This is a genomic window from Streptomyces sp. bgisy159 (genome assembly GCF_057707805.1).
In genome coordinates, this window is sequence record NZ_JBYIQX010000003.1 from 152,754 (window position 1) to 173,151 (window position 20,398).

A 20,398-nucleotide genomic window follows, 5' to 3' on the forward strand; every position below is an offset into this window, starting at 1 on the left:
CCGGCGAGCCGGTCACCAGGAACGGCGGCTCAGCGCGTTGGCGAGGGCGTGCCCGACGAACAGGTAGACGACGGCCGCCAGTCCGTAGCCCATGACGACCCTGGCCCACGCCTCGTCGAACGTGAACAGGTCACGGGACCAGCCCGCCAGCCAGTCGGCCATGTCGTGCACGAACCGCACGAAGTCGTTCGCGCGGTTCGCGTCCAGCAGGTACAACAGGATCCACAGGCCCAGGATCAGGGCCATGACGTCGGCGACGGCCGCGACGGCCCTGCCGAGAGGATTCGAACCGGTGCGATACCGAGGGGACATGCCCACCGGGTGACCCGGGGAAGCCGTTCGAAACACCTCCGTACGACGATATGCCGTGCACCCGGCCGGAGTTGGGGTCCGCCTTCGCGCGCCGGCCGCGCTCAGCCGTTGAGCTCGGCCAGCACCCGCAGCGTGTGGGGGTCCGGGGCGAGCGCCAGCAGATCGGTCACCGGGCCCCCGCGCCACCGCTCCAGCCGCTCCGCCACCCGCCCGCGCGGGCCCACCAGGGAGATCTCGTCCGCGAACGTGTCCGGGACGGCCCGGACCGCCTCCTGCCGGCGCCCGGCGAGGAACAGCTCCTGGATCCGCCGCGCCTCCTCCTCGTACCCCATGCGGGCCATGAGGTCGGCGTGGAAGTTGCGGGTGGCGTGCCCCATGCCGCCGATGTAGAAGCCGAGCATCGCCTTCACCGGCAGCAGCCCCTCCGTGACGTCGTCGCACACCTTCACCCGGGCCATCGGCGCCACCCGGAAGCCGTCCGGCAGGTCCGCGACCGCCGGCCCGTACGCGTCCGGCCTGCTCGGCGACCAGTACAGCGGCAGCCAGCCGTCGGCGATCGCGGCCGTCTGCGCCACGTTGCGCGGCCCCTCCGCGCCGAGCAGCACCGGCAGGTCCGGCCGCAGCGGGTGCGTGACGGACTTCAGCGGCCGGCCCAGCCCCGTCCCGTCCGGCCCGCGGTACGGATGCGCGTGGAACCGCCCGGCCACCTCCACCGGCCCCGCCCGCCGCAGCACCTGCCGTACGACCTCCACGTACTCGCGGGTGGCGGTCAGCGGCGACGCCGGGAACGGCCGCCCGTACCAGCCCTCCACCACCTGCGGCCCGGACAGCCCGAGCCCCAGCGTCAGCCGCCCGCCCGAGAGGTGGTCCAGGGTGAGCGCGTGCATCGCGGTGGCCACCGGGGAGCGGGCCGCCATCTGCGCGACGGCCGTACCCAGCCCGATCGTCGAGGTGTGGGCGGCGATCCAGGTCAGCGGGGTGAACGCGTCCGACCCCCAGGACTCGGCCGTCCACACCGAGGAGTACCCCAGCCGTTCCGCCTCCCGCGCGAGTTCCACGTGCCCCGGGTCGGGCCCGCGTCCCCAGTACCCGAGTGCCACACCGAGCCGCATGCCACCGCCTCCTGACGTACCGTCAGCCATCAGCGCGGCGACTGTACGGCAACGGCCCCCCGCCCGGAAGGGCGAGGGGCCGCGTACGACGCGTGGGGTGGCTCAGCCGCGCTGGATCCCGGAGGTGTCCCGCAGCACGCCGCGCCGGCCGTCCTGCGTCTGCGCGATCAGGCCCTGGCCGCCCTGCTCCACCGCCAGGTACCAGGTGCCCGGCGCCAGTTCCGCGATCGGCATGGGGGAGCCGTCCTCCGCGTACAGCGGCCGGGCGACCGGCACCGCGAACCAGAACGGCGAGAAGTCCGCCGCCGGCTGCGCGGCGGGAGCGGCGGCCGGCTGGGCACCGCCGAAGGGCTGCCCGGGCTGCTGCGGCTGCCCCGGCTGCGGGTGACCGTAGCCACCCGGCTGGCCCGGCTGGCCCGGCTGCGGGGCGCCCGGGTAGCCGTAACCACCGGGCGGCTGCGCGCCGTAGGGCTGTGGCGCTGCGGGCCGCGCGGCGGGGACCAGACCGGCCTTGAGGGCGGGCACCAGGGGGGTGGCGATGGCGGCGGCGGCCATGACCAGGGTGGCGATGAGGGCCAGGATCAGGCCGGTTCCGGCGTCCGGGCCGTCGCCCCGGCCGAAGTTGTCCGCGCTGCCGGCCGGGTCGAAGATGTTGCCGAGCGCGCTCCACGCGGCGAACACCGTGAAGGCGACGCCGAACTGCCCGAGGTCCAGGCCCACGACCTTGCGCGGCTGCGGCATGGCGTGGGAGACGACGACGAGCGCGGCACCGATGAGGCCGGCGAGGACAACACTGAGCAGGACCGGACCGCTGTCCCACAGGTTGGGCAGGTTGGCCTCGTCCGAGGCGCCTTCGAACGAGTAGTTGTCGAGAAACGACGCGATGAACAGCAACACCGCTGCTCCGATCACCACGCCGTCGCCCCGAGTGAGGGAGCGGATATTCACCTTAGGTCCTTCGTCAGTCGTCTTCGTCGTCGGTACGTCAGCCGAGGAGGCGTCGCTGTCACCATGTCGCCGTCAGGCCCCTGTGTGAAGCGCGGGGGTGGCCCCACATCGTAGAGGCGACACTATCGTCCACGAGATCGGGCTGTCCGCCCGGATCGGCACGGGGACCGTCATCCGCGCAGGAAACCCACGATTCCGTCAGAGATCCCCTGCGCCGCCTTCTGCCGCCAGGCGCCACTGGTCAGCAGTGCCGCGTCCTTGGCGTCGCGCATGTTGCCGCACTCGATGAACACCTTGGGAACAGTCGACAGATTGAGCCCGCCGAGGTCCTCGCGCGTGACGAGTCCGGTGCCGTCGCCGACGTAGTTCGACGGCGAGGTGCCGGTGGCGCGGGCGAAGTCGGCGGCGATGCTCTCGCCGAGCGCCTTGGAGGGGCCGACGACGGGCCGGGTGTCGGCGGCGCCCTTGTGCACCGTGCCCGGCAGGATGACGTGGAAGCCCCGGTTGCCGGCGCCCGAGCCGTCGGCGTGGACCGAGACGACCGCGTCGGCGTGGGCCGCGTTGCCGATCCGCGCCCGTTCGTCGATGCACGGGCCGTAGGACCGGTCGGCGTCGTGGGTCAGCTTCACCGTGGCGCCCTGTTCCTCCAGCAGCGCGCGCAGCCGGTGGGCCACGTCCAGCGTGAACGCGGCCTCCGTGTAGCCGTCGTTGGTCGACGTGCCGGTGGTGTCGCACTCCTTCCAGCCGGTGCCGATGTCCACCTTGCGGTTGATGTCGGCAGTGTGGCGGAAGTTGGCCGGGTTGTGGCCCGGGTCGATGACGATCACCCGGCCCTTGAGCGGCGCGGAGGTGCCGGCCTTCGCGTCGTCGTCCTCCGGGGTGCCGGTGCGCGGGGTGCCGGTGCGCGGGGTCGCCGGGCCGGACGGAGCGGTCGAGGCGGACCCGCCGTCGGCCGCCGCCGCCCGCCCGGACCCGCCGTCGTCGCCCGAGCCGCCCACCGCCCCGTACGCCAGCCAGCCGGCCAGCGCCCCGGGCACCAGCGCGGCCACGGCCACGACGGCCGGGCGGCGCAGCGGGGAGCGGCGGGGCCGAGGGGGATCGAATTCCGGACCTGTGTACGACACGGCAGCCACCCTAGCGGCCGGCCCCGGACAGCCGGCCGGGACACGGCGGCCGGATCCCGCGCGGGGGCCCGGCCGCCGGCCTGCGGGGGGTGGTGCGCCGGCGTGGGGCCCGGCTGCCCTGCCGGGCGGTTCAGGCGCTTCCCGGCCGGTCGGACGGGCGGATCAGCGCAGTCCGGCGAAGAGGTCGTTCTCGGGTATGGCGGCGCCGGTGGCGTCCTGCACGCGTACGAACGTCTCCGTGCCCATCAACTCGCCGAACCTCTCCTTGCCCATCTTGAGGAAGAAGATGTTCTCCCCCTGACTGGCGTGCGCGGCCAACGCGTCGAACTTCTGATCGCTGAACGCGGTGGTGTCCACCCACGTGGTGATCTCGTCGTCGGGGAGGCCGATCTCGGCCATCGCGGCGGCCTCGGCGGGATCCGGCTCCGGCATGTCCGGATGAAACTCGCGCATGATCTCACCGAATCGCTGCATCCCCGAGCGGGGCACCGTCGTCCAGTACACCTTCCGCGTCAGCTCGGTCAGCTCCAGCGCCGCCATGGTGATGCGGTGGGCCTGGATGTGATCGGGGTGTCCGTAGAAGCCGTTCTCGTCGTACGTGACGACCACATCGGGCCGGTAGTGGCGCATGAGTTCCGCGAGGCGGGCGGCGCCCTCCTCGACGGGGGTCTGCCAGAAGGACCCGGGGGCGTCGTTGCTCGGCCAGCCCATCATTCCGGAGTCGGCGTAGTCCAGCATCTCCAGCTCGCTGACCTTCAGCACGCCGCAGCTCGCCTCCAGTTCTCGGCGGCGCATCAGGGCGACGGCCGCCGGATCGTGCCCGGGGTCGCCCGGCTTGACTCCCCCCGGTCCGTCACCGCAGCCGCCGTCGGTACAGGTCACGAGGACCGTGCGGACACCTTCCGCCGCGTACCGCGCGAGAACCCCTCCGGTTCCGGTGGCCTCGTCGTCGGGGTGGGCGTGCACTGCCATGAGCGTCAAAGGCCGGTCAGTCATGAAAAAGTTCTCCTGCCGAAAGCGGTCTTGTGGTCTCCGGGTTCCCCGCCCGCGCGGCGCAGGTCCCCCCGTCGATGCAACCGTGCCGACCGGACCGGCTGTTCCCGCCGTGGGATTCCGGCACCTCCTGGATGCGAGAAGGCGTCCAGGAGCGCCGCCGACCGGCGCCTCACCGTCCCAAGAGAAGGTCAAGATTTCGTTAGATGGCGAAAGCACTGGAATAGTTGCCCCACCGAACCGAGTTCGTGATGCACATGACGCCTACGCCGACCGATCAGCCCTCCGGCAGAGCCCCCTCCGCCGCCCTCGTCCCCGTGCTCGCCTTCGCGGGCATCGTGGTGGCGGTGATGCAGACCCTGCTGGTACCGGTCATCAAGGACCTGCCGCAGCTGCTGGACAGCGCACCCGGTGACGCCACCTGGGTCCTGACCTCCACCCTGCTGTCGGGCGCCGTCGCCACGCCGATCATGGGCCGGCTCGGCGACCTGTACGGCAAGCGCCGCATGCTGGTCGCCAGCCTCGCGGTGATGGTGGCCGGCGCCCTGGTCAGCGCGGTCACCAGCGAACTCGCCACCATGATCGTCGGCCGTACCCTGCAGGGCTTCGCGATGGGCGCCATCCCCCTCGGCATCGGCCTGATGCGCGACCTGCTGCCGCGCGAGCGGCTCGGTTCCGCGATGGCGCTGATGAGCTCCTCCATCGGCGTGGGCGGCGGCCTCGCCCTGCCCGCCGCCGCCCTGGTCGCCCAGCACACCGACTTCCACGCCCTCTTCTACGGCGCCGCCGGCCTCGGTGTGCTCTCCATCGTCCTCACCCTCGTCGTCGTCCCGGAGTCCCCGACGCGCGCCGAGGGGACCTTCGACCTCCCGGGCGCGCTCGGCCTGTCCGCCGGGCTCGTCCTCTTCCTGCTGCCCATCACCAAGGGCGGCGACTGGGGCTGGGCGTCCGGCACCACACTCGGCCTGTTCGCCGCGTCGGCGGCCGTCCTGGTCCTGTGGGGCCTCTACGAGCTGCGCCTCCAGGCCCCCCTGGTCGACCTGCGCACCACCGCCCGCCCCGCCGTCCTGTTCACCAACCTGGCCTCGATCATGGTCGGCGTCGCCTTCTACGTCGTCTCCCTGGTCCTGCCCCAGCTCCTCCAGCTGCCGAGGTCCACCGGCTACGGCCTCGGGCAGTCGATGGTCGTCGCGGGCCTGCTGGTCGCGCCGCTCGGCCTGACCATGATGTTCACGGCACCCGTCTACGCCCGGCTGTCCGCGAAGTACGGCCCCAAGGTCACCCTGATCCTCGGCCTGCTGATCATCGCCGTCGGCTACGGCGCCGGCCTCGGCCTGATGAGCGCCGCCTGGCAGAGCCTGGTCATCGCGGTCGTCCTCGGCGCCGGCATCGGCCTCGCGTACTCCTCGCTGCCCGCGCTGATCGTCGGCGCGGTCCCGGCCTCCGAGACCGGCGCGGCCAACGGCCTCAACACCCTGATGCGCTCCATCGGCACCTCCGTCTCCAGCGCCGTCATCGGCATGGTGCTGGCCAACACGGCGAACGACGTCGGCGGCGTCGCCGTCCCGACCATGCACGGCTTCCGCGTCTCCTTCCTCATCGCCACCGCCGCCGTCGCCGTCGGGCTGCTGATGGCCCTCTTCCTGCCCAGGCCGAACCGAGCCCCCCAGCTGCGCGCCAGCAGCGAGGAGGAAGCCAACCTGGAGCGCGCCGAGCGGGCCCTGCGCGGCTTCCGCGGCCGCGTCCTCGGCGCCGACGGCACCCCGGTCGCCCACGCCCGGGTCACCCTGATCGACCGCCGCGGCCGCCAGGCGGGCGCCACGCTGTCCGCCGCGGACGGCGGCTACACGCTCGCCGTGCCGGAGCAGGGGGCGTACGTGGTGGCGGCGCGGGCCGCCGGACACGGTCCGCACGACGCCCCGGCCACCCACGCGGGCGACGAGGGGCCGGTCGACCTGGACCTCTCCCTGCCGGGGGACACCGTGTCGGCCTGAGGCGGCCTGTGGCGGCCTCAAGCCTGAGGCGGCCTGGGAAGACCGGTCCCGGGAGTCCGTGGAGCCGACCCGCACCCCCCCGTCGCCCCGGCGCCGGGGGGGTGCGACACCATGGGGCGCCGAGAAGCCCGTACGACCGAGAGGAACCCCATGACCGCGGCGCCGAAGCCCGAGATCCTGGCCGCGTTCGAGGCGGCGAAGGGCTTCATGCCCGTCGACGAGGGACTCGCGCTGTACACGGCGGCCGTCGAGGCGGGCCGGCTCGGACTGCCACTGCTGGAGGTCGGCACCTACTGCGGCCGCTCCACCGTCCTGCTCGCGGACGCCGCCCGCGCGGCCGGCGTCACCGCGCTCACCGTCGACCACCACCGCGGCAGCGAGGAGCAGCAGCCCGGCTGGGACTACCACGACCCGGAGACCGTCGACCCCGAACTCGGCCTGATGGACACGCTGCCGACGTTCCGCCGCACCCTGCACCGGGCCGGGCTGGAGGAGCACGTCGTCGCCCTAGTCGGCCGTTCCCCGCAGATCGCCGCCCTGTGGAACAGCCCGCTCGGCCTGGTCTTCGTCGACGGCGGCCACACGGACGAGCACGCGAGCGCCGACTACGAGGGCTGGGCCCCGCACGTCGCCGAGGGCGGCCTGCTGGTCATCCACGACGTCTTCCCGCACCCCGAGGACGAGTTCACCGGCCAGGCGCCGTACCGCGTCTACCTGCGCGCACTGGAGTCCGGGGACTTCACCGAGGTGTCGGACACCGGCTCGCTGCGGGTGCTGCGCCGCGGGTGAGCCGGGGCTTCACCGCGCCGAGGTGCAGGACGTCGGCGTGCTGCGGGTGCTGCGCCGCGGGTGAGCCGGGGCTTCACCGCGCCGAGGTGTCGGATGCCGGGCCGCCGCCGGTGCTGCGCCGCAGGTAGGCCGTCAGCGCCGGGTCCACCACCGTCTCCCCGGTCAGCACCCGGTGCAGCGCCTCGGCCAGCTCCGCGACCGGCCCGTCCTTGATGAGGAAGCCGGCCGCGCCCGCCTCCAGGGCCCGGCGCAGCTGGTCCGGGCGGCCCGAGGTCGCCAGCACCACCACCCGGCAGTCCGGCACCTGCTCGCGCAGCACGGCGGCGTCACCGAGCCGGCCGAGGTCGAGGAGGGTGATGTCGGGGCGGTGGGCGAGGGCCGCGTCGGCGAGCGGTTCCCCGGGCCCGACCCGCGCGACGACCCGGATGCCGGGCTCCCTGCCGAGCGGCAGCGCGAGCGCGGCCCCGCGCTCGGTGTCCGCGGCCTCCGTGAGCAGGACCCTGACAGACCGGACCGGGCGCTGCTCCCGGGGCATCTCGTTCACGGCCCCAGCGTAGGGACGGGTGCGGCACGCCGCCCGACCTGACGATGTGTCAGGAGCCTTCACAAGTGGCGAGGGCTCGGCTATACAGAGGGCGCCGGACTGGAACGCGTTCTAGATCCGCCCGTGGTGGCGCGCTCCGGGTCCGCCCGTGACGACCTCGGCACGGCCGACGGTGCGGACGGTCGCGCCGAGGTCTTGAGACAGTCTTGGGACCGCGGGCCCTCGGGCCCGTCAGACATCAGGAGCCCCATGCCCATCGACGCAGCCAAGGCCCTCGCCGCCGAACCCCGGACCGTGGACATCTCCTGGACCGCCAAGGACGTCCTGCTCTACCACCTCGGCATCGGCGCGGGCGCCGATCCGGACCGCGAGAGCCCCGCGACCGACCCCGGCGAGCTGCGCTACACCCTGGAGTACCGGCTGCGCGTCCTGCCCAGCTTCGCCACCGTCGCCGGAGCGGGCGCCCCCGGCGTGATCAGCGGACTGTCGATGCCCGGCGTCGAGGCCGACCTCGCGCAGGTACTGCACGGCGGACAGTCCCTCACCCTGCACCGGCCGATCCCCGTCGAGGGCACCGCCACCGCCACCCACCGCGTCGCCGCCGTCTACGACAAGGGCAAGGCCGCCGTCCTCGTCCTGCGCACCGATGTCACCGACGCCGACGGCCCGCTGTGGACCAACGACGCGCAGATCTTCGTACGCGGGGAGGGCGGCTGGGGCGGCGACCGCGGGCCGTCGGCGCGGCTCGACCCGCCCGCCGGTGAGCCGGCGCACGTCGTCCAACGGCCGCTGCGCGAGGACCAGGCCCTCCTGTACCGCCTCTCCGGCGACTGGAACCCGCTGCACGCCGACCCGGAGTTCGCCGCCCGCGCCGGCTTCGACCGGCCCATCCTGCACGGCCTGTGCACCTACGGCGTCACCCTCAAGGCCGTCGTCGACACCCTGCTCGGCGGGGACCCCGGCCGGGTGCGCTCGTACGACACCCGGTTCGCCGGGGTCGTGTACCCGGGGGAGACCCTGCGCATCCGCATGTGGCCCGGGGACGGCGCCGTACGGGTCGCCGTCAGCGCGGTCGAGCGGGAGGACGCACCGGTCCTCACGGACACGATCGTGCGCCACACCTGAGTCAGTCCGCCCATGAGCCCTGAAGCCTGCCCTGACGAGTCGAGGGGAGCCGCACCATGCGCGCAGCCGTACTGCACGAGATCGGCCAGGAGAAGCTGGAGGTCCTCGACGACGTCGAGGCGGTGGGCTTCGGCCCGGGCAGGGTGCGGATCCGGGTACGGGCCACCGGGCTGTGCCACTCGGACCTCTCCGCGATGAGCGGCGTCCTGCCGCAGCCCGGCCCCTTCGTCCCCGGCCACGAGGGCGCCGGCGAGGTCGTGGAGGTGGGGGAGGGCGTCACCCGCGTCAAGCCCGGCGACCGGGTCGTCGTGTGCTGGCTGCCCGCCTGCGGCGCCTGCCCCGCCTGCCGGCGCGGACAGACCGAGCTGTGCCTGGCCGGCTTCATGAACGCCGGCACGCCCAACTTCCGGCGGCCCGCCGGTGACGTCTTCGGCTTCGCCGGCACCGGCACCTTCGCCGAGGAGGTCGTCGTCGACGCGGGCTGCGCGGTGCCCATCCCCGACGACGTCCCCTTCGACATCGCGGCGCTGATCGGCTGCGGCGTGACGACCGGACTGGGCGCGGCACTCAACACCGCAGGCCTGGAGGCCGGTTCGTCCGTCGCCGTCATCGGCTGCGGCGGCGTCGGCATCTCCGCGATCCAGGGCGCCCGGCTGCGCGGCGCCGCCGAGATCGTCGCCGTCGACCCCGTCGCCGCCCGCCGCGAGGCCGCCCTCCGGTTCGGCGCCACCAGGGCCGTGTCCCCCGAGGAACTGCCCGGCGCCAAGCAGGAGGTCACCGCCGGCGAGGGGTTCGACCACGTCTTCGAGGTCGTCGGCAAGGCGGCCACCGCCCGCACCGCGTACGAGACCACCCGGCGCGGCGGCACTCTCGTGATCGTCGGGGCGGGCGCCATGGACGACTTCCTGAAGCTCAACATGTTCGAGCTGTTCTTCGACGAGAAGCGGATCCTGCCCTCCCTGTACGGAGGCGGGGACGTCCTGCGCTCCTACGAGCGGACCATCGCCCTGTGGCGGGCCGGCCGCATCGACCTCGCCGGGCTGATCACCCACCGGGTGCCGCTCGCCGAGGTCAACGAGGCGCTGGACCAGATGCGCACCGGGACCGCACTGCGCACCTGCGTGGAGATCTGATGACGCTGCCGCTGGAAGGGCTCTCGGCCGTCGTCACCGGCGCCGGCCGCGGACTCGGCCGCGCCGAGGCGCTGGAACTCGCGCGGCTCGGCGCCGCCGTCGTCGTCAACGACTACGGCCTGCCCGGCCGCGACGGCACCGGCGCCGCGTCCGCGGCCCCCGCCGAGGAGGTCGCCGCCGAGATCCGCGCGGCGGGCGGCACGGCGGTCGCGCACGCCGGGGACATCGCCGACTTCGGCCAGGCCCGGCAGCTGATCGGCGCGGCGGTCGAGGAGTTCGGCACGCTCGACATCCTCGTCAACAACGCGGGCATCCTGCGCGACCGGATGGTGTTCGCCATGTCCGAGGAGGAGTGGGACGCGGTGATCCGGGTCCACCTCAAGGGCCACTTCAACACCACCCGGTTCGCCGCCGCTCACTGGCGGGAGCGGTCCAAGGCGGCCGGCGGGCCGGTCCACGGGCGGATCGTCAACACCTCGTCCGAGGCGTTCCTGGCCGGTTCGGCCGGCCAGCCCAACTACGCGGCGGCCAAGGGCGGGATCGTCGGCCTGACCACCTCGACGGCCCTCGCGCTCGCGAAGTACGGCGTCACCGCCAACGTCATCTGCCCGCGCGCCCGCACCCGGATGACCGAGGACGTCTTCGCCGGCGCCGCCCGCCCGGCCGACGGGCTCGACCCGCTCGCCCCCGAGCATGTCGCCCCGCTCGTCGGCTACCTGGCGTCACCGGCGGCCGGCGGGATCAACGGGCAGCTGCTCGTCGTGCACGGCGGCATGGTCGCCGTCGTCGAACGGCCCAGGATCGGGGCGAAGTTCGACAGCAAGGGGGAACTCTTCACGTACGACGAACTGGACGCCGTCCTGACGCCGTACTACGCGGAGCGGCCGGCCGGGGAGACGTTCGCGGCGGCGGAGGTACTGCGGCTGCGGCGCGGCTGACGTCGGCGCTGACGTCGGTGCTGGTGCTGGTGCTGGTGCTGGTGCCGGTGGCGATGGCGGGGCCGGTGCCCGTGCCGATGGCGGAGTCGGTGCCGTTGCCGGCGTCGGACCAGTGATGGCGCACAGGGCGAAGGGGGTGACCGCCGGCCGGCGGTCACCCCCTCCTCGTGTTTCCCGACGTACCGTCAGGCAGCCGCTTGGGCCTCCTGGTGCGCGGGCTTGCGGTGCCGGCCGCGCGGCGCCGTGTCGCTGTCGTGCTGCGACACCGGCCCCCGGTGCCTGCCGTGGCCCGAGGCCTCCTGGGCCCCCTGGCCCTCGGAAGGCAGCGGCTGCGTCGTGCTTGCGTCGCTCATCGGAAGAGTTCACCCCGTCAACATGATCTTTTTACAGCCGGGTGAGTCTAACCAACCCACCATGGGGCGAATCCAGGCGGCCACGCCGACCGCCGCTAGTTCGTTACCAGCCGTGCCAGAGGGGCTTGCTGGAGGGGCACGGGACGGCAGGGGGCGACGGGCCCCTCGGGCTGCGACGCCTCCGTGACGGCGGGGGCGACGTCCGTGGCGGCGGGGGCGACCTCCGGGACGGCCGGCACGACTTTCGTGGCAGCGGGAGCAACCTCCCTGTCGGCCGGGGCGACTTCCGTGGCGGGCGGGACACGCGACGAGTCGGCGGGCCCGGGGCTCTCGGAAGGTCCGGACGCGCACCGCTCCGGGCGAGCTTGCTCCGCCCGTTCCATCGCCGCACGTTCCGCTGCCGGACGTTCCGCTGCGGCCCGTTCCGCTGCGGCCCGTTCCCTTGCGGCCTGCTCCGTCGCCGCCTGCTCCGTCGTCGCCTGCCCCATTGCCGTCCGCTCGGGCACCGTCACCCGGGCCACCCCGCAGGGCTCGTCCTCCGTGACGTACGGCAGACGCAGCACCCCGTCCGGCGTCCACAGGCCGGTGCCCGCCAGCCATCCGGCCGGCGGCGGGAGCTCGTGCAGCCGCCGGTCCGCCGGGCGCCACACCGCCAGCCAGCTGCCGAACGGGCCGTCGACGCGCAGCGCCACCGCGCAGTTCTCCGGGAGCAGCACCTGACCCGGCTGGATCGCGAAGGGGGTGAGCGCGCGGCCCGGCAGCCGCAGGGACTCCGGGAAGCGGACCGGGAGCGTGCTGCCGAGGACGCCCCAGCCGAGCCGCGGCTCGCCGGGCGACGGGGCGTCGGACGCGATCAGCAGCAGACCGCTGCCGGGGTCGGCGAGCAGCAGCCGGTCGTCGCTGCCGGCGGCGATCTGCAGCAGCGGGGACACCTCGCCGCCCCGCTCCAGGTCCACCACGACCGCTTTGGTCCGCCCGGCGACCTCGCGGTCCAGGGCGAGCATCCGGCCCGAGCGGTCCAGCCAGACACCGCCCGAGCAGCGGCCCGGGACGTCGGCCAGCTGCTCCGGCCCGAAGGCTCCGCCGGCCACCTGCCACAGAGCGGTGGAACGGCGGCCCACGGCGAGGGCGAAGGCCCGCTCGCCGTCCGGGGCCGGCGGCAGCAGCCGCAGCCGGGTCGACTCGTCCGGGCACTCCACGGCCCCGAGCGGCAGTTCGCCGGTGCCGGGGCCGGTGGGGTAGAGCAGCGAGAACACGTGGCGCCCGGCGGCCCGGCGGTGGATCAGCACCCGGCCGTCGGCCAGCGGCTGCACCTCCGTGCCGGACTCCTCGGGCTGGTTGCCGGGCAGCGGAACGGCGTACGGCGCGGGCCCGGCCAGGGTCCAGCGCTCCGGGAACCAGCAGCCGTCCTTCCGGGCGAGGCGGGCGGCGTAGGTGCCGTCCGCCGTGATCGCGCAGGTCGCGGGGGGCGTCCGGGGTTCGTCGTCCGCGTCCGCCGAGGGTTCGATCGCACAGGCCGTCATGGGTCGGTCACCTCCGGCGACGAAGGTACGTTTTCGCACGCGCGCCCGTGGGACCACGGACGGGGGGCTTCGCCCGTACGAGTGGCGGAAAACCGATTCGCCTCCGCAACGGTCCCGAATGTGCCGTCTGCCCCACCCGGCCGGGCCTCGGACACCCGGTGGCGGTCGGTCACGGGCCGCGGCGGCCCGCCCTCGGCTCGGGCATGCACCGCCGGCGCCGGGGCGCCTCACACCGGCTTGCGCCACACGGAGATGTGCTTCGTGGAGTCCTGGGTGAACGGCGCCCCGTCCCAGTCCGCGACGCGGTCCTCCAGTTCGAGTCCGGCGATCCGGGCCATCAGGTCCAGCTCCGCCGGCCAGGCGTACCGGTGCCGGGAGGCGGTGCGGCGGTAGGGGCCGTCGTCGCCGTCGCGGGTGAAGTGGTTCGAGACGAGGATCTGCTCGACCAGGTCGAAGGTGTCGAAGCCGAGGTGCCGCTCGGAGACGTCGAACGGCACCGCGACCTGGCCGGGCGGCAGCAACCGCAGCGGCGGCACGCCCAGTTCGACGACGAAGCGGCCGCCGGGCGCCAGATGACGCGCGGCGTTGCGGAAGCACTCGACCTGCTCGTCCTGCGAGAGCAGATTGGTGATGGTGTTGTAGACGAGGTAGACGAGGGTGAACTCGCCGGGCACGACGGTGGTGGCCATGTCGCCGACGGCCACCGGGAGCGTGTCCTCGTCGGCCTTGCGCCGCAGGACCGCCGCCATGTGTTCGGACAGCTCGATGCCCACCACCGGCACGCCGCGTTCGCGCAGCGGTACGCCCACCCGTCCCGTCCCGATGGCGAACTCCAGGGCCCGGCCGTCTCCGGCGCGCTCGGCGAGGAAGGCGAGGGTCGGTTCGAGGACGGCCGCCGAGGACATCTCGGTCTCCTCGGCGTCGTAGCGTTCGGCGGTCGCACGGGTCCACAGCTCACTGCTCGTCACGGGCGGCCACTCTGCCGGGGGCGAGGTGCGCTGTCGACGCGTTTTCCCTTCCACCGGTCGCGCTCACGCGGTTCGGGGCCGGCCCGTGCAAGGTCGGCACCGGCGGGCTCACGGCCGACACATGGCGGGCGGGCTCACGGCCGGCACAGGGCGGGCCCAAGGCCGGCACCGGAGCGTGCCCATGCCCGGTAGCGGTGGCCCGTGGCGTCGGCGGTTCCGAGGATCGTCGGTATGGCGACGTGGTCCCCAGGATCGTCGGTATGGCGGCGCGGTTCCTAAGATCGCCGGTATGACGACACGACTCGTACAGATCAACATGAAGGCCCGGGACGACTCCGCGCTCGGCCGGTTCTGGGCGGAGGCACTCGGTTGGGGTGTAGACAGCGAGGGGCCCGGCGTGACCAACCTCGAACCCGTGGGCTTCGACTACCCCGGCCCGGGGGCCGTCTGCATCGACCTCGTCGCCCGCCCGGAACCCAAGACGGTCAAGAACCGCGTGCACCTCGACCTGGCCACCACCTCGGCCGCCCATCAGACGGAGCTGGTCGCCCGTCTGAAGGACCTCGGCGCGACGCTCGCCGACGTGGGACAGGGAGATGTCCCCTGGACGGTCATGGCGGACCCCGAGGGCAACGAGTTCTGCGTCCTGGAACCCCGCCCGGTCTACCAGGACACCGGGCCGATCGCCGCGGTGGTGGTCGACTGCGCCGACCCGCGGGAGATGGCCCGGTTCTGGGACGGGGCGATGGACTGGACGCTGCACGAGGTCGCCGACGACCACGCCACCCTGCGCTCCGCCGCCGGCGTGGGCCCCTACCTGGAGTTCGTCCGCACGCCCGACACCAAGAGCGGGTGGAACCGCGTCCACCTCGACGTCCGCCCCTACCCCGGCGACGACATGCGAGCGGAGGAAACCCGACTGCGCGCCCTGGGCGCCACCGACCCCGGTATCGACCAGTCCGAGATCCACTGGACGGTCCTGGCCGACCCGGAGGGCAACGAGTTCTGCCTCCTGACTCCGCGCTGACCCCGGGCAACGGCTCCGGCCGGTCTCGCCCGTGTCCCCGCCCTCGCCCGCGTCCCCGCCCGTGACCGCGAGTCGTTCGCACCCGGGTGAAGGCGTGGGCGGGGCTGTCCGAGTCCGTGCGGGGCCGGAGCAGAGCCGCTCGCCGGTGAGATGCGTGCCGCGGGGGCGGCCGGGTGGCCGGGCGGCCGGCGAGGCCCGGCGAGGCCCGTGGAGGGCGGTGCGGGGGCGGGGAACGGGCAGGTAGCCTTTTGTCCGTGCCCCGTCTGTCAGAAGTCATCGCCGCGCTGGAGAAGCTGTGGCCCGCCGAGCGGGCCGAGTCCTGGGACGCGGTGGGAACCGTCGTGGGCGACCCCGATCAGGAGGTCACCCGGGTCCTGTTCGCCGTGGACCCGGTGCGGGAGACCGTCGAGGAGGCGGTGCGGCTCGGCGCCGACCTGCTGGTCACCCACCACCCGCTGTACCTGCGGGGCACCACCACCGTCGCCGCCTCCACCTTCAAGGGGCGGGTCGTGCACACCCTCATCAAGAACGACATCGCCCTGCACGTCGCGCACACCAACGCCGACACCGCCGACCCGGGCGTCAGCGACGCCCTCGCCGGCGCGCTCGACCTGCGCGTCGTACGGCCCCTCGTGCCCGACCCCACCGACCCGGGCGGCCGCCGCGGCCTCGGCCGGGTCTGCGAACTCGACCCCCCGCTGAGCCTGCGCGACTTCGCCGAGCGCGCCGCCGCGCGGCTGCCCGCGACCGCGCAGGGCATCCGGGTGGCCGGCGACCCGGACGCACTCGTACGGACCGTCGCCGTCAGCGGCGGCTCCGGCGACAGCCTCTTCGACCACGTCCGGGCGGCCGGCGTCGACGCCTTCCTCACCGCGGACCTGCGCCACCACCCGGCGAGCGAGGCCCGCGCCCACAGTCCTCTCGCGCTGCTCGACGCGGCGCACTGGGCCACCGAGTGGCCCTGGTGCGAGCTGGCCGCGAGCCAGCTCGACGAGATCTCCGACCGGGAGGGATGGAACCTTCGCGTCCATGTCTCCGCCACGGTCACCGACCCCTGGACCGCCCACGCGGCGTCCACCGTCACTGACACCCCTGGAGCCCCCAACTGAACGCCGCGCCCGCCGACCAGATCAGACTCCTCGACGTCCAGGACCTCGACGTACGCCTCCAGCAGCTCGCCCACAAGCGCCGGTCGCTGCCCGAGCACGCCGAGATCGAGTCGCTCACCAAGGACCTCACCCAGCTGCGCGACCTGCTGGTGGCCGCGCAGACCGAGGAGAGCGACTGCGCCCGCGAGCAGACCAAGGCCGAGCAGGACGTCGACCAGGTCCGCCAGCGCGCCGCCCGCGACCAGCAGCGGCTGGACTCCGGCGCCGTCACCTCCCCGAAGGACCTGGAGAACCTCCAGCGCGAGATCGTCTCCCTCGCCAAGCGCCAGGGCGACCTGGAGGACGTCGTCCTGGAGGTCATGGAGCGCCGCGAGGCCGCGCAGGAGCGGGTCGCCGAGCTGACCGAGCGGGTCGGCTCCGTGCAGGGGAAGATCGACGACGCCACCGCGCGCCGCGACGCCGCCTTCGAGGAGATCGACGGCGAGGCGGCCACGGTGACCAAGGAGCGCGAGGTCGTCGCCGGTGCCGTCCCCGCCGACCTGCTCAAGCTCTACGACAAGCTGCGCGAGCAGCAGGGCGGCATCGGCGCCGCCAAGCTGTACGCCCGCACCTGCCAGGGCTGCCGCCAGGAACTCGCCATCACCGAGCTGAGCGAGATCCGCAAGGCCGCGCCGGACACGGTCGTCCGCTGCGAGAACTGCCGGCGCATCCTGGTGCGCACCGCCGAGTCCGGGCTGTAAGGGGCCGCTGTGGCGCGGGAGTTCATCGTCGAGGCCGACGGCGGATCGCGGGGCAACCCGGGGCCCGCCGGGTACGGCAGCGTGGTCGCCGACGCGGAGACCGGCCGGACCCTGGTCGAGTGCGCCGAGTACCTCGGGGTCGTCACCAACAACGTCGCCGAGTACCGGGGCCTGGTCGCCGGGCTCCTCGCCGCCCGCGACCTCGACCCGTCGGCGCGGGTGCGCGTGCGGATGGACTCCAAGCTCGTCGTGGAGCAGATGTCGGGCCGCTGGAAGATCAAGCACCCCGACATGAAGCCGCTCGCCGCCGAGGCCGCCCGGGTCTTCCCGCCCGGCCAGGTGACGTACGAGTGGATCCCGCGCGAGCGCAACAAGCACGCCGACCGGCTGGCGAACGAGGCGATGGACGCGGGCGCGGCCGGGCGGACGGACTTCCGGGTACGGCGGACGCCGGACGGGGCGACCGGGGGCGCCGCCACCGACGCACGGGAGGAGGCGGAGGCACGCGCCGAGGCAGCCGCCCCTGCCGAAGCCGAGGTACGGGCCGAAGCCGACGCACCTGCCGAAGCCGACGCACCTGCCGAAGCAGGCGTGCGGGCCGAAGCCGACGTGCGGGCCGCGCGGAAGGTGGCCACCCCCTCGGTCGGCTGGGCCTCGGCCCCCGACCTCGGCGCCCCCGCCACCTTCGTACTGCTGCGGCACGGCGAGACACCCCTCACCCCGCAGAAGCGGTTCTCCGGCAGCGGCGGCACCGACCCGTCCCTGTCCGACGTGGGGCGCGAGCAGGCCGGGCGGGTGGCCGACGCCCTCGCCCGGCGCGGCACCGTCCAGCACATCGTGGCCTCCCCGCTCGCCCGCACCAGGGAGACCGCCGCCGTCGTCGCCGCCCGCCTCGGCCTGGACGTGACCGTCGAAGAAGGCCTGCGCGAGACCGACTTCGGCGCCTGGGAGGGGCTGACCTTCGGCGAGGTGCACGAGCGGTACCCGGCCGACCTGAAGGCCTGGCTCGCCGACCCGGAGGCCCACCCCACGGGAGGCGGCGAGAGCTTCGCCGAGACCGCCGACCGGATCGCCGCCACCCGCGACAAGCTCGTCGCCGCGCACCCGGGCCGCACCGTCCTGCTGGTCACCCACGTCACACCGATCAAGACGCTGGTACGGCTCGCCCTGGGCGCCCCGCCGGAGTCCCTGTTCCGCATGGAACTGTCCGCGGCCTCCGTCTCGGCGATCGCCTACTACGCCGACGGCAACGCCAGCGTCCGCCTGGTCAACGACACCTCACACCTGCGCGCCTGACCACCCGGACCGGCCGCCGGCTCAGCGGACCTCAACGGACCTCAACGGACCTCAACGGACCTCAGCGGATCTCAGTGGACCTCCGTGACGAGCACATCCAGCGCCCACGGCCGCCCGGCCCTCTCCGGAGCCGCCGCCTCCACCTCGTACCCGAGGTCCCGCAAGGCCTCGACCAGCTCGGCCGGGCCCTCCGGCGCGGCCCCGGCCGTCAGCAGGGACCGCACGATCCGGCCCTTGGTCGCCTTGTTGAAGTGGCTGACCACCTTCCGCGTCGGCGCGTGCAGCACCCGCACGGTCGCCGTGCGCCCCGCGACCTCGCCCTTCGGCTTCCACGCCGTCGCGTACGCCGACGACCGCAGGTCCAGCACCAGCCCGTCCCCGGCCGCCTCCGGCAGGGCGTCGGCCATCGGCGCCCGCCAGTAGGCGCCCAGCGCGCCCAGCCCCGGCAGCCGCACCCCCATCGAGCAGCGGTACGACGGAATCCGGTCCGTCACCCGCACCGCGCCCCACAGCCCCGAGAAGACGAGCAGGGAACGCCCGGCGCGCCTCTTCGCCGCCGCGTCCAGCGAGGCCAGGTCCAGGGCGTCGTAGAGCACGCCGGTGTAGATCTCCCCGGCGGGCCGGGCCCCGGCCGTGCGCAGCCCGGCGTTCTTGGCGACCTCGCCGCGCAGGCCCTCGCTCAGCCCGAGCACGTCCCGCGCCTTCTCCTCGTCGGCCGCGCACAGCTCCACCAGCTCACCGAGGACCGCCGCACGGGCCTCGGTGAGCCCCGGCAGGGACAGCGACTCCAGCGTCAGCGGGGCACCGGGGCCGGCGGACGCCTTGCCTTCGGAGGGCGGGAGCAGGACGAGCACGGGTTCTCCTTCGGTTGAGCTCCGAGCAAGGGTACGGTCCCGCGCCCCGCCCTCCTCACCCTCCTCCTCACCCCCTCGTCACCCTCCTCCTCGCCCCCTCCTCACGCCGTCCTCATGCCCGCCGGAGCGCCGCCACGAGGCCGTCCGCGTCGTCGGCGTGGAACCGGACCGTACCGACCGGCCGGCGCCGGCCCAGCAGGCTCACGTGGGTGACCGGCTCGGCGAGCTCCACGGCGATGGACGTCTGCCCGCCGACGGTGACGTCGAGCGCCCCCTCGGCCGGCGGGTGGGACCAGCGCGCCTCCCGCCGGACCGCCGTGATCCGGTCCAGCGGTATCCGCAGGTCGAGATGGCCGCCGTGGCGGACGCGCAGGGTGTCGCCGCGCAGCACGTGCGGGTGGACCACGGTCGCCGCGTGCAGCCCCAGGACGACGAGGAGCGTGTACAGGTCCAGGACCAGCAGTACGTGGTGGGCGGCCGGCCAGTCGCGCAGCAGCACGGACACCCCGACCGTCTCCACCGCGCACACGAAGAGCAGGCCGAACGCCATCGCCCCCTGCCCCCGCGCGTAGCCGAACGCCCGCCCCCCGGCCACCCCGTGCCGCCGCCGGCCCGCCCACAACAGCAGGCTGGCCAGCAGCCGCAGCTCGTGGCGCGCGAGCGCCGCCGCCGCCGTCATCGTCCGTGCTCCACGTCGTCTCATCGCCCCTCCTGCGTGAGGATCTCCATGGCGGCGCGGACCGCCGCGGCCTGCCCCGGGGCCAGGTCCGCGTACAGGGCCCGCAGGAACGTGCCGTCGTGCTCGACGGGCGACTCCGGTACCAGGTGGGGCGGTGTGCAGGCGGCCAGCGCGCGGGCGGCCGCCGCGACCCGCGGGTCGTCCGGCTCGGCGTCGGCCAGCCCGTCCAGCAGCGCGTACGCCTCGCGCGCCCGCGCCTGCGCCTCGGGCGAGCCGAAACCCTCCTGCAGCGCGCCCGCCAGCGATTCGCGCAGCTCGGGCGGGGCCACCGTGTCGAGCAGCGCCAGCATCTCGCGGTCCTTCGCGGCCAGCGGCGAGTCGAACCCGTCGGCCAGCTCGGCGAACAGCCCGGCCAGTTCCCCCGACACCGGCCCCTCGGCGGGCACGCCCGGCCCGTCCAGCAGCGCCCGCAGCCGCGCCCGCCGCTCGCGGATCGCCGCCTCCTGCCGGGCGAGGTCCTCGTCCAGCTCGGCCAGGATCTCCGCGAGGTCCTTGCCCGCGTCGTCCGACAGCACGTCCCGCACCTCGGCCAGCCCCATCCCCAGCTCGGTCAGCCGCCGTATCCGGGCGAGGACGACGGCGTGCCGCAGGGTGTAGTCCCGGTAGCCGTTGGCCAGCCGCTCGGGCTCGTGGAGCAGGCCGAGGTGGTGGTAGTGCCGCACGGTCCGCGTGGTGACGCCGACGATCCCGGCGAGTTCTCCGATCCGCATGGGACCAGTGAAGACGTTGACGTCGCGGCAAGGTCAAGGCGGGCGGGCGCGGACCGGACCCTTGACA

The 20,398-nt window shown here is 74.2% G+C and carries 20 protein-coding genes and 1 pseudogene; 9 read left to right on the forward strand and 12 right to left on the reverse strand.

All coding sequences use genetic code 11. The features are described from left to right. Nucleotides 1–12: 12 nt before the first annotated feature. The 5 genes from AC3ET3_RS04630 to AC3ET3_RS04650 form a co-directional block, all read right to left on the reverse strand. Complete coding sequence (locus AC3ET3_RS04630) at nucleotides 13–312, reverse strand: hypothetical protein (protein ID WP_432137706.1); 300 nt, start codon at nucleotides 310–312, stop codon at nucleotides 13–15. Between the two features lie 101 nt (nucleotides 313–413). Then, nucleotides 414–1,424: an LLM class F420-dependent oxidoreductase gene (locus AC3ET3_RS04635; RefSeq protein ID WP_432155812.1), complete on the reverse strand. Its 1,011-nt coding sequence runs from the start codon at nucleotides 1,422–1,424 to the stop codon at nucleotides 414–416. Between the two features lie 102 nt (nucleotides 1,425–1,526). Next, nucleotides 1,527–2,372 (reverse strand): hypothetical protein, encoded by an 846-nt coding sequence (locus tag AC3ET3_RS04640; RefSeq protein WP_432137707.1) that lies wholly within the window; start codon nucleotides 2,370–2,372, stop codon nucleotides 1,527–1,529. 170 nt (nucleotides 2,373–2,542) lie between these two features. Further along, complete coding sequence (locus AC3ET3_RS04645; RefSeq protein ID WP_435611671.1) at nucleotides 2,543–3,496, reverse strand: N-acetylmuramoyl-L-alanine amidase; 954 nt, start codon at nucleotides 3,494–3,496, stop codon at nucleotides 2,543–2,545. A 162-nt stretch (nucleotides 3,497–3,658) separates the two neighbouring features. Further along, on the reverse strand, nucleotides 3,659–4,492 hold the full coding sequence (locus tag AC3ET3_RS04650) for a PIG-L family deacetylase (protein ID WP_435611672.1): 834 nt from the start codon (nucleotides 4,490–4,492) through the stop codon (nucleotides 3,659–3,661). Between the two features lie 254 nt (nucleotides 4,493–4,746). Between AC3ET3_RS04650 and AC3ET3_RS04655 the strand changes: the two genes are divergently transcribed. Both AC3ET3_RS04655 and AC3ET3_RS04660 read left to right on the forward strand, forming a co-directional pair. After that, nucleotides 4,747–6,483, forward strand: a complete 1,737-nt coding sequence (locus AC3ET3_RS04655) for an MFS transporter (RefSeq protein WP_435611716.1) — start codon at nucleotides 4,747–4,749, stop codon at nucleotides 6,481–6,483. 150 nt (nucleotides 6,484–6,633) lie between these two features. Next, nucleotides 6,634–7,272, forward strand: a complete 639-nt coding sequence (locus tag AC3ET3_RS04660) for a class I SAM-dependent methyltransferase (RefSeq protein ID WP_432137711.1) — start codon at nucleotides 6,634–6,636, stop codon at nucleotides 7,270–7,272. 94 nt (nucleotides 7,273–7,366) lie between these two features. On the opposite strand, the pseudogene AC3ET3_RS04665 reads toward AC3ET3_RS04660, so the two are convergent. Further along, nucleotides 7,367–7,816 (reverse strand): annotated as a pseudogene (locus tag AC3ET3_RS04665) (response regulator); the annotation flags it as partial. 249 nt (nucleotides 7,817–8,065) lie between these two features. Here AC3ET3_RS04665 and AC3ET3_RS04670 point away from each other — a divergent pair. From AC3ET3_RS04670 to AC3ET3_RS04680, 3 genes are read left to right on the forward strand one after another with little or no spacing between them, the layout of a single operon-like run. Next, on the forward strand, nucleotides 8,066–8,941 hold the full coding sequence (locus AC3ET3_RS04670) for a MaoC/PaaZ C-terminal domain-containing protein (protein ID WP_432137712.1): 876 nt from the start codon (nucleotides 8,066–8,068) through the stop codon (nucleotides 8,939–8,941). 56 nt (nucleotides 8,942–8,997) lie between these two features. Beyond that, entirely contained in the window at nucleotides 8,998–10,074 is a 1,077-nt protein-coding gene (locus AC3ET3_RS04675) for a Zn-dependent alcohol dehydrogenase (RefSeq protein ID WP_432137713.1), read from the forward strand. Further along, nucleotides 10,074–11,012, forward strand: a complete 939-nt coding sequence (locus tag AC3ET3_RS04680; protein ID WP_432137714.1) for a 3-oxoacyl-ACP reductase — start codon at nucleotides 10,074–10,076, stop codon at nucleotides 11,010–11,012. Before AC3ET3_RS04675 ends, AC3ET3_RS04680 begins: the two co-directional genes overlap by 1 nt. 185 nt (nucleotides 11,013–11,197) lie before the next feature. Here the strand turns inward: AC3ET3_RS04680 and AC3ET3_RS04685 are convergent, their stop codons facing one another. From AC3ET3_RS04685 to AC3ET3_RS04695, 3 genes are all read right to left on the reverse strand, one after another. Continuing rightward, on the reverse strand, nucleotides 11,198–11,365 hold the full coding sequence (locus AC3ET3_RS04685) for a hypothetical protein (protein WP_432137715.1): 168 nt from the start codon (nucleotides 11,363–11,365) through the stop codon (nucleotides 11,198–11,200). Nucleotides 11,366–11,460: 95 nt separating this feature from the next. Next, nucleotides 11,461–12,888 (reverse strand): hypothetical protein, encoded by a 1,428-nt coding sequence (locus AC3ET3_RS04690; protein ID WP_435611673.1) that lies wholly within the window; start codon nucleotides 12,886–12,888, stop codon nucleotides 11,461–11,463. 227 nt (nucleotides 12,889–13,115) lie between these two features. Then, nucleotides 13,116–13,856: a class I SAM-dependent DNA methyltransferase gene (locus AC3ET3_RS04695; RefSeq protein ID WP_435611674.1), complete on the reverse strand. Its 741-nt coding sequence runs from the start codon at nucleotides 13,854–13,856 to the stop codon at nucleotides 13,116–13,118. Between the two features lie 289 nt (nucleotides 13,857–14,145). On the opposite strand from AC3ET3_RS04695, the gene AC3ET3_RS04700 reads away from it, so the two are divergent. From AC3ET3_RS04700 to AC3ET3_RS04715, 4 genes are all read left to right on the forward strand, one after another. Continuing rightward, nucleotides 14,146–14,883 (forward strand): VOC family protein, encoded by a 738-nt coding sequence (locus tag AC3ET3_RS04700; protein ID WP_432137718.1) that lies wholly within the window; start codon nucleotides 14,146–14,148, stop codon nucleotides 14,881–14,883. 254 nt (nucleotides 14,884–15,137) lie between these two features. Then, nucleotides 15,138–15,992 carry a Nif3-like dinuclear metal center hexameric protein gene (locus AC3ET3_RS04705; RefSeq protein ID WP_432137719.1) on the forward strand — a complete coding sequence of 285 codons (855 nt, stop codon included), beginning with the start codon at nucleotides 15,138–15,140 and terminating at the stop codon, nucleotides 15,990–15,992. After that, on the forward strand, nucleotides 15,989–16,732 hold the full coding sequence (locus tag AC3ET3_RS04710; RefSeq protein WP_432137739.1) for a zinc ribbon domain-containing protein: 744 nt from the start codon (nucleotides 15,989–15,991) through the stop codon (nucleotides 16,730–16,732). The genes AC3ET3_RS04705 and AC3ET3_RS04710 overlap by 4 nt, the downstream gene beginning before the upstream one ends. 9 nt (nucleotides 16,733–16,741) lie before the next feature. Then, nucleotides 16,742–18,028, forward strand: a complete 1,287-nt coding sequence (locus tag AC3ET3_RS04715) for a bifunctional RNase H/acid phosphatase (protein WP_435611675.1) — start codon at nucleotides 16,742–16,744, stop codon at nucleotides 18,026–18,028. A 71-nt stretch (nucleotides 18,029–18,099) separates the two neighbouring features. On the opposite strand, the gene yaaA is transcribed toward AC3ET3_RS04715, so the two are convergent. From yaaA to AC3ET3_RS04730, 3 genes are all read right to left on the reverse strand, one after another. Further along, entirely contained in the window at nucleotides 18,100–18,882 is a 783-nt protein-coding gene (gene yaaA / locus AC3ET3_RS04720; protein WP_432137721.1) for a peroxide stress protein YaaA, read from the reverse strand. Nucleotides 18,883–18,994: 112 nt separating this feature from the next. Then, on the reverse strand, nucleotides 18,995–19,585 hold the full coding sequence (locus AC3ET3_RS04725) for a hypothetical protein (RefSeq protein ID WP_432155800.1): 591 nt from the start codon (nucleotides 19,583–19,585) through the stop codon (nucleotides 18,995–18,997). Next, nucleotides 19,582–20,331, reverse strand: coding sequence for a MerR family transcriptional regulator (locus AC3ET3_RS04730; protein ID WP_432137723.1), 750 nt, complete (start codon nucleotides 20,329–20,331; stop codon nucleotides 19,582–19,584). The genes AC3ET3_RS04725 and AC3ET3_RS04730 overlap by 4 nt, the downstream gene beginning before the upstream one ends. Nucleotides 20,332–20,398: the final 67 nt, after the last annotated feature.